This is a genomic window from Stenotrophomonas sp. GD04024, assembly GCF_029837545.1.
GTDB lineage: Bacteria > Pseudomonadota > Gammaproteobacteria > Xanthomonadales > Xanthomonadaceae > Stenotrophomonas > Stenotrophomonas forensis.
This window is the reverse complement of record NZ_JAOEDV010000124.1, coordinates 1-8,514: the sequence shown is the minus strand read 5'-3', so window position 1 is coordinate 8,514 and position 8,514 is coordinate 1. Positions and strand designations below refer to the sequence as shown.

Here is an 8,514-nt window from a genome sequence, read left to right as displayed (position 1 = left end):
ACGCTGCGCGGATTCTGCATGTGTTCGCGCGCCGCGCCGTAGCGCTGCTGGCGCTTGTTGTGGAACGCCACGAACTCGTCGCGCGGCAGCGGCCGCGAGAACAGCCAGCCCTGCCCGAACTCGACGTGGCGGCTGTGCAGGTAGGCCAGCTGCGCCTCGGTTTCCACGCCTTCGGCCACCACCCACAGGCCCAGTTCCTTGGCCATGTCGATGATGTGAGGCGTGACCGGGCTGGTCGCGCTCTCGGTGCCGATCGCATCGATGAACGACTTGTCGATCTTCAGTGCATCCAGTGGCAGCTGCTCCAGGTACTGCAGGCTGGAGAAGCCCACGCCGAAATCATCGATGGCCACGCTGTGGCCGGCGCGGCGCGCCTGCGCCAGCATCGTGCGGGCGCGGTCCAGATCGAGGAAGCCGCGCTCGGTGGCCTCCATCCAGATCTGCTGCGGCAGGATGCCGCTGCCGGCCATGTGCTTGGAGATCATCTTCAACGCACGCCCACTGCTGATGTCCTCGGCGGCGAGGTTGATCGCGATGTGCGCGCTGCGGTCGGCCACCAGCAGCTCGCGCATGTCGCGCACCACGTTCTCGATCACCAGGTCGGTGACGTCGGCGATCATGCCGGCCTCTTCGGCCAGCGGAATGAACAGGTCCGGCCGCACCTGGGTGCCGTCCGGGCGCTGCCAGCGTATCAAGGCCTCGGCGCCGACGCAGATGCCGGTATCCAGCTCGATGATTGGCTGGTAATGCAGGTACAGCTCGCGGCGGCGGATGGCGGTGGCCAGCTCGCCGCGCAGCGACAGCCGGCGCCGGGAGAGCCAGATCACCAGGCCGGCACCCGCGGCCGCCAGCAGCAGGCCCAGCGGCACGAACAGCCAGGCCTGCTGGCGGAAGGTGGCGGCCAGCGCGGTGCGTGGCGTGGTGGCGATCGCCAGCCATTCCTCGTTGCGCGCGGTGGCATACAGCGTGTCCTGGTCCAGCCCCTCGCCGGGATTGCGCAGCAGGTTCTGCAGCAGGACCGGGTCCATGCCGTCCTGCTTGGCCAGCAGACGCCCATCCGGGCTGGCCAGCGCAAGGCGCACATTCGGATCGGCGATGACATCGACGAAGCGGCGCGGATCGACCAGTACGTCGTGGGAGCCGTACAGGATCGCCAGCACCTGGCGACGGCCGCTGGTTTCGGGACGCACGTCCACCGCGATGCCGGCGCCGTCGCTGGTGACATGGTCGGCCCTGGGCTGGTTCACGTCCGAGTGGAACGGCCCCCACGAGGTGCAGCGCAGCTTGCCCCCTTCGAAGTAGCCCATCTGGTCCGCCGACGGCGTGGTCATCACCAGCGTCTGCATGCGCCGGATGTGGTCCTCGTCGCAGCCGGAGGCGGTACCGGCTTCTGCCGACTTCAGCGCGGCCAGCGCCTCGTGGTAGGACAGGTCGGAGCGGCGCAGGGTGCGCAGCGCGATGTCGTGCAGCCGCTGTTGTTCGACCGTGACCGCGCGGTCCCAGGTGGCGTAGGCCATCACCGCGATCGGTAGGGCGGCGGCCAGCAGTGCCAGCGCGGTGCCGCCGATGATGACACGCAGCCGGCTCATGGCCGGAGCTCCAGCGGGAGGGGCAGGGCAGAGGGCATGGGCGGGCCGGTCCTTGGGCAGATGCGGCTATCTGAGCATGGCGCCGGGCCGGGCGGAATGGGCGTAATCCGGTATTTCGTCACATTGTGATGAAAGCGGCCAAGATTGACGGAATCAGCTCGTCCGGTGCTGGCGCTCCTGCCCGCAGAGGACTACCGTCGAACGCTTCGCCCGCCCCTTTCCGCGCCCATGACCGAGCCCGCAACGCCCCCCGAGCACCTGCGCCGCAGCCTGTCCAACCGTCACCTGCAGCTGATCGCCATCGGCGGTGCCATCGGCACCGGCCTGTTCATGGGCTCGGGCAAGACCATCAGCCTGGCCGGCCCGTCCATCGTCTTCGTCTACCTGATCATCGGCGCGATGCTGTTCTTCGTGATGCGCGCGATGGGCGAGCTGCTGCTGTCCAACCTGCAGTACAAATCCTTCATCGATTTCTCCACCGATCTGCTCGGTCCCTGGGCTGGTTTCTTCTGCGGATGGACGTACTGGTTCTGCTGGATCGTCACCGCCATCGCGGATGTGATCGCCATCGCTGCCTACGCGCAGTTCTGGTTCCCCGGGCTGGATGCATGGATACCGGCACTGGCCTGCGTGCTGCTGTTGCTGGCACTGAACCTGGTGACGGTGAAGCTGTTCGGCGAAATGGAATTCTGGTTCGCGCTGATCAAGATCGTGGCGATCTGCGCGCTGATCATCACCGGCGCCGGCCTGGTCGCGTGGGGCTTCACCTCGCCCAGCGGCCACACCGCAGCGCTGTCGAACCTGTGGAATGATGGCGGCATGTTCCCGATGGGGCTGGTCGGCTTCTTTGCCGGTTTCCAGATTGCGGTGTTCGCCTTCGTCGGCATCGAACTGGTCGGCACCACCGCCGCCGAAACCGCCGACCCGGAGCGCAACCTGCCCAAGGCGATCAACTCGATTCCGGTGCGCATCATCATCTTCTACGTGCTGGCGCTGATCGCGATCATGGCGGTCACGCCGTGGCGCCAGGTGGTGCCGGACAAGAGCCCGTTCGTGCAGCTGTTCGTGCTGGCCGGCATTCCCGCCGCGGCCAGCCTGATCAACTTCGTGGTGCTGACCTCGGCCACGTCGTCGGCCAACAGCGGCATCTTCTCCACCAGCCGCATGCTGTACGGCCTGGCAGAAGAGGGCCATGCACCGCGCGGCCTGTCGAAGCTGTCGCGTGCGGCGGTGCCGGCGCGCGGCCTGCTGTTCTCGTGCCTGTGCCTGCTGGGCGGCACCCTGTTGATCTACCTGATTCCGAACCTGGTGACCGCCTTCACCCTGGTGACGACATTGGCGACGGTGCTGTTCATCTTCGTCTGGTCGCTGATCCTGGTGGCCTACATGGTCTACCGCCGTCGCTATCCGGAGCGCCACGCCGCCTCGATCTTCAAGATGCCCGGCGGCGTCGCCATGTGCTGGGCCTGCCTGGTGTTCTTCGCCGGCGTGCTGGTGCTGCTGAGCCTGCAGGGCGACACCCGCCAGGCGCTGATCGCCAGCCCGGCATGGTTCGTGCTGCTGGGGGTGGGGTATTGGGTGCGTCGGAGGACGGCGAAGTAACCCGGCGTTTCCGTTCCATTGATTGATCCAGAGATCTTTCTGGAGTGGGGTCAGAGCCCGTTGCTCAGCATCGGCCGTTGCCGTTGCAGTTGAGGTTGCCGGCCAGCGGCCGGCACTACCGCAGGTGCAGGGCGCAGCCCTGTCGACCCCCATTCACCCAACATTAGCGGGCGCGGCCGGATCATCCGGCCGCCATGTCCCGTCGCCCGCTCCTGCTAGTGCTGTTGCTGCTGCCCGGCCTGTGGCCCGGGCTGGCGAGCGCGCGCACGGTCTACCGCTGCGTGCAGGGCAACACCGTCAGCCTGGCCACCGCACCGGAACCGGGCTCGCGCTGCACGCCGAAGGAAATCGACGACAACGCCATCCAGACCCCGAACCTGTGGGGCAACATGGGCGTGTTCAGCGGTGTGCTGTACGAGCGCGAACAGGACGGTGCGCTGGTCTACTCGACCCGCAACCTGCCCGGCTCGCGGGTGTTCCTGAAATTCACCGTGGCCACGCCGCCGGGCGAGCCGGCCCATGAGGGCCTGGGCAAGGTCGGCAAGCCCCAGCTGGCGCAGCACGCCAGGCAGTTCAAGGCCGCCGCCAAGGCCACCGGCGTCGACGATGCGTGGCTGCGTGCGATTGCCCATGCCGAAAGCAACTTCGATGCGCTGGCGGTGTCGACCAAGGGCGCACAGGGCGTGATGCAGCTGATGCCCGATACCGCGCAGGAATACGGCGTGCGTGATCCGTTCTCGCCGCAGCAGTCGATTGATGGTGGCGCCCGCTACATGCGCGCGCTGCTGCGCCGCTACAACGGCGACCGGCCGCTGGCGGCGGCCGCCTACAACGCCGGCATCGGGGCGGTCACCCGCTACAAGGGCGTCCCGCCGTATGCCGAAACCCTCGCCTATGTGGACAAGGTGATGGCGCTGTACGCGCGCTACCGCGAAGCGATGGGCATCCGTACCGAGGTACCGGCGCGCTAGGCGCTGCTCAGCGCGAGGTACCGCTGCTGACCAGCGCGTAGCGCTCGATGCGGCCGACACGGGCGACCTCGGCCTGCACGTCGGCACGCTGCTTGAGCGCACGCCACGCGGCATCGATGCGTACATCGCCCGGCAGCGACGGATAGGTGCGCATGTCCTGCAGGCTGGCCAGGGTCTCGCCGCGATCGACCGGCGAGCGCAGCTGTTCGATCAGCACCGCAGCCGCGCCGTCCAGGTCACCCTGCTCCAGCAGCATCTCGCGATGGAACAGGGGGGCATCGTCGCGCTGGGCGAGAATCACCTCCCGTGCAGCCTCCATTGCCCTGGCATCGCCCTGGCCGCGGGCGGCGGCGAACTGCACCAGCGCCTGTGCGGCCTTGCCATAGCCGGCCAGGCCCTGGATGCCCTGCACCGCCTGCGCCGCCTCCTGCGGGCGACCCAGCGAGATGAACAGGAAGCCGATGTTCAACTGGTGCTCGATGCTGTTGGGACCGAGTGCACCGATGCGCGTGGCCTGCTGCGCGGTCGCCAGTGCGTCGTCGAGCCGGCCCAGCCGCCGCAGTGCCGTGAGCCGGCTGTTGAGCAGCCACCCCACCCATTCGGCGTCGGTGGCCGAAGGCGACTCACCTGCGGCGGCCGCACGGGCCATGCCGTCGGTCAGCGCCAGCACTTCCTCGTTGCGGTCCAGCATCAGCAGCGTGCTGCTGAATTCGGCCATGCGCGCGTCCAGTGCGCGATCGAGCAGGCCCGACACACGCAGTTCGTCCAGATGCTTCTGCGCGGCCTGCACCGGATCAAAGTGCGGATCACCGCGGTCGACATAGCGGTCGAAGCGCTTGTCGCTGCGCAGCCGGATGATCTCGGCGGGGCCCTTGATACGGGCCAGGGTGGCCGGGACGTCATCGCTACGGCCGTTCTCGGCCTGCAACGTGGCCAGTGCCAGCCACATGCCGGTCGGTTCCAGGCCGCCACTCTTCCAGCCGTTGTCGAACAGCGCCTGCAGCAGTTCCATGCGCTGTTGCGGCTGGTCGCGCAGGCGGTACTGCAGGTACCTGACGGTGTCGTTCTGCAACGGCAGCGGCGCGTCGGCATGCTTCAGCGCCCGCACCAGGTACTTCGTGGCCGGTGCGGGCTGGCTCTCGGACAGTTCGAGCGAGACCAGGGTCAGCAGGATCTGCGCGTCGTCCGGCAATGCGTCCACGGCGCGCTGCAGGTAGCGGCGGGCCTGGACCGGCTTCTTCTGCACCATCGCCGTCCAGCCGGCCACCTGCGAGGCACGGCCCTGGCGCTCGGCGTCGAAGTCATCCAGCAGCGGATCCTCCATCAGCTGTTCCATCGTGATCAGCGCACCCAGTGTGTTGCCACTGCGCGATTGCTCGATCGCGTCATCCCAGCGCTTGGCGTAGGCCATGTGCACGGCATCGCTGGTGACCGACGGCTTCTGTGGCGCAACTGTGATCGAGGCTGAAGCGGGGGTGCCTGCCAGTGCGGCCAGCAGGACGGCGGCGAGGAGGAGGGTGCGGGGCATGGAGGATCTCCATCCGTGGGGACAACATTGAAACCGCTGCCGCCAGCGAGAACAAGCGCGATGCATGGAACTCTGGCGTCCGACGGTACGATTGGCCGTGGCGGATCGCCTGTGCAGCGTCTATTGTCGGTGCCTCTTCAGGCAACAGGCAGCGCAGCGCGATGGCACGGTGGCAATGGATGGCAGCAGGCGTGGCAGTGGCAACCGCAGTGGCATTGGCTGCAACCTGGTGGGAGACGCCGTTGCACACGCTGGCTGAACCGGCAGGCCCGGCGCCGACGCCGTTGGCCTGGACCGCACAGATCGAGCCGCTGGCCGGCGATGGCCATCCGGGTGATCGTGACGGTGCCTCGGCACAGGCCCGCTTTGCCGATCCCTATGCGTTGCTGCGCAGCGCCGATGGCAGCGTGTATTTCACCGATGCCGGCGACAACAACCGCATCCGCCGACGCCTGCCCGATGGCCGTGTCGAAACCGTGGCCGGGCAGGGTGAAGGGCGCATCGATGGCCCGGCGTTGCAGGCCAGTTTCAACACCCCTTCCGGCATTGCCGCCGATGCGCAGGGCAACCTGTATGTGGCCGACACCGGCAACCATGCGATCCGCCGCATCGGCATTGACGGCCAGGTGACCACGCTGGCCGGGGGCGCGCAGGGCCATGCCGATGGACCGGTCGCGCAGGCGCGCTTCGATGCACCGATGGGCATCGCGGTGGATGCGCAGGGTCAGGTCTACGTGGCTGATACGTTCAACGATCGCATCCGGGTGATCGGCACCGATGGCAGCGTGCGTACGCTGGCCGGCGGTGAGCGCCCGGGGCTGGCCGATGGCGTGGGCGATGCGGCGCGCTTCGATACGCCGGTGGCACTGGCCTTCGACGCGCAGGGCGCACTGCTGGTGGCCGACCTGTTCAACAATGCGGTGCGCCGCGTCGGCCCCGATGGCACGGTCAGGACGGTGGTGGCTGCCGGGGGCGTGATCAACGGCCCCCTGTCGTTGGCCACCACCCACGACGGCGTGCTGTACGTGGGGGACATGGATGGCCGGATCGTGCAGGTGACACCGCAGGGCCATCAGATTGCGCTGGTGGGCAACGGCCGCCTGCCGCGCCTGGCCCGCCCCAGCGGGTTGGCGATGGATGCCGATGGCAGTGTGCTGGTGGCCGACGCCGCCAGCTACCGCCTGCACCGGCTGCGTCCGCTGCCGGTGGGGGACCTGCCGGCGCCGGCGCTGGTCGGCCCCGCCGCCGATGCCGCGCTGCCGGACACCGGCGGGCGCTGGCCGCTGGCACCGCAGGACGGCTGGCACGAAGTGGTCGGCACGCTGGGCGAGGTGCGCGGCAACTTCCGTGGCGAGAGCCGCCACCACCTGCACGGCGGCTTCGATGTGCGCGGCGATGTCGGGCAGACCGTGCTGGCGATCGCCGAGGGCAAGGTCAGCAGCCCGATGGCCGCCTGGAGCCTGGGCGAGCAGGCCGAAGGCCTGTCGGTGGATCGCCTCAAGTACATCCACATGCGGGTCGGCCGCACGCCACGCGATGCGCCGTTCGACGCGCGCTGGCAGGCGCTGTACGACGAGCAGGGCACGCTGCAGCGGATGCGCGTGCGCCGTGGCATGCGCATCCACGTGGGTGACCGCCTGGGCAGCATCAACAACCAGGCGCACGTGCACCTGGCGGTGGGTAACGGTGGCTTCGAGACCAACGCGGTGGCGCTGGGCTTCCGCAACTACGCCGATCACTTCGCACCGCGCATCACCGATGTGGCCCTGCTGGACGACAACGACCAGCCGATGGCCGCAGGTGGCGATGGCGTGGTGATGGTGGCGCGCCAGGGTCGCGGCGTGCAGATCGTGGTCGAGGCCTGGGACCAGGTCGACAACAACCTGCCGCGCCGCCGACTGGGCATGTACCAGGTGGGCTACCAGATCCTCGATGGCGCTGGACAGCCGCTGCAGGGTTACGAGCAGCCGCGCTGGAACATCGTGTTCAACCGCATGCCGCCGCAGAAGGAAGCGGTGCGCGTGGCCTATGCACCGGACAGTGGCATCACCGTGCATGGCAGCGCGGTGACCCGGTTCCGTTACCTGGCCACCAACACCGTGCGTGACGGCCTGATGGAAACCGGCCGCTGGCAGCCGGCGGCGCTGCCGCCGGGCGAGTACATCGTGCGTGCCAGCGTGCGCGACTACAGCGGCAACGAAGGCATCGGCCCGCGCGAGATCAGAGTGCGGCTGCTGCCATAGCGGCGGCGGGGGCGCCGCAGCGTTCGCGTTCGGCGTCCATGTCTTCGAGTGGACGCACCTCGATGCTGCCGAAGCGTGCCCACGGGAAGTCGCGGGCGATGCGCATGGCTTCATCGCGGTCGCGCGCCACGATCAGGTTGAAGCCGGCCAGCAGTTCACGGGTTTCGGCAAACGGGCCATCCAGCACGCGGCTGTGCCCATCGCGCACGCGCAGGGTCTGCGCGGTATCGACCGGCTGCAGCTTCTGCGCGGCCAGCAGCGTGCCTTCGGCCTGCAGCTTGTCGGCGTGGGCGAGGCAGTCGCGCATCAGCGCGTTGAATTCTTCGGTGGGCAGCGCCTGCAGCAGGGCAGGCTCGATGTAGATCAGAAGCAGGTACTGCTGCATGGCACGGTCCTGGCGCGGGCGGGGTGCCCATGATGGCGCAGGATTGCGCGTGGGCATGTTGCAGCGCGGGAGGCGCGCCTTCGGCGGGGATCGGCGAACGGCGAGGCCCCTCCGTGGTGGATCTACAGCGTGATTCTTGGGCTTGGCCGGGTGGGGTTGGTCGCACAGGGCAGGTTCCGTGCCGACCTGCTGCACC

At 68.5% G+C, this 8,514-nt stretch carries 6 protein-coding genes; 3 read left to right on the top strand and 3 right to left on the bottom strand.

Annotated features, from left to right (window positions below; translation table 11 throughout):
• Nucleotides 1-1,589 (bottom strand): EAL domain-containing protein (locus N7590_RS21325; protein ID WP_279935877.1); only part of this gene is annotated, 1,589 nt, incomplete at its 3' end.
• A 228-nt stretch (nt 1,590-1,817) separates the two neighbouring features.
• Here N7590_RS21325 and cycA point away from each other — a divergent pair.
• Both cycA and N7590_RS21315 read left to right on the top strand, forming a co-directional pair.
• The gene (gene cycA / locus N7590_RS21320) at nt 1,818-3,191 is read left to right on the top strand and encodes a D-serine/D-alanine/glycine transporter (RefSeq protein WP_164242714.1); all 1,374 of its coding nucleotides are present in this window, start codon (nt 1,818-1,820) and stop codon (nt 3,189-3,191) included.
• A gap of 194 nt (nt 3,192-3,385) precedes the next feature.
• Complete coding sequence (locus tag N7590_RS21315; RefSeq protein ID WP_164242715.1) at nt 3,386-4,162, top strand: lytic transglycosylase domain-containing protein; 777 nt, start codon at nt 3,386-3,388, stop codon at nt 4,160-4,162.
• A gap of 7 nt (nt 4,163-4,169) precedes the next feature.
• Here the strand turns inward: N7590_RS21315 and N7590_RS21310 are convergent, their stop codons facing one another.
• Nucleotides 4,170-5,690: a hypothetical protein gene (locus N7590_RS21310; protein WP_164242716.1), complete on the bottom strand. Its 1,521-nt coding sequence runs from the start codon at nt 5,688-5,690 to the stop codon at nt 4,170-4,172.
• 161 nt (nt 5,691-5,851) lie between these two features.
• Here N7590_RS21310 and N7590_RS21305 point away from each other — a divergent pair, with 161 nt between their 5' ends.
• A complete protein-coding gene (locus N7590_RS21305; protein WP_164242717.1) occupies nt 5,852-7,933 on the top strand; it encodes a gluconolaconase in 2,082 nt (693 codons plus the stop codon).
• Here N7590_RS21305 and N7590_RS21300 read toward each other — a convergent pair.
• The gene (locus tag N7590_RS21300; RefSeq protein WP_049458373.1) at nt 7,911-8,318 is read right to left on the bottom strand and encodes a YciI family protein; all 408 of its coding nucleotides are present in this window, start codon (nt 8,316-8,318) and stop codon (nt 7,911-7,913) included. The two genes, N7590_RS21305 and N7590_RS21300, sit on opposite strands and share 23 nt — an antisense overlap.
• Nucleotides 8,319-8,514: the final 196 nt, after the last annotated feature.

Excerpts from the sequence above, each read along its gene's own strand:
- cycA (WP_164242714.1), top strand. The coding sequence starts at position 1,818 with ATGACCGAGCCCGCAACGCCCCCCGAGCACCTGCGCCGCAGCCTGTCC.
- N7590_RS21315 (WP_164242715.1), top strand. The coding sequence starts at position 3,386 with ATGTCCCGTCGCCCGCTCCTGCTAGTGCTGTTGCTGCTGCCCGGCCTG.
- N7590_RS21310 (WP_164242716.1), bottom strand. The coding sequence starts at position 5,690 with ATGCCCCGCACCCTCCTCCTCGCCGCCGTCCTGCTGGCCGCACTGGCA.
- N7590_RS21305 (WP_164242717.1), top strand. The coding sequence starts at position 5,852 with ATGGCACGGTGGCAATGGATGGCAGCAGGCGTGGCAGTGGCAACCGCA.
- N7590_RS21300 (WP_049458373.1), bottom strand. The coding sequence starts at position 8,318 with ATGCAGCAGTACCTGCTTCTGATCTACATCGAGCCTGCCCTGCTGCAG.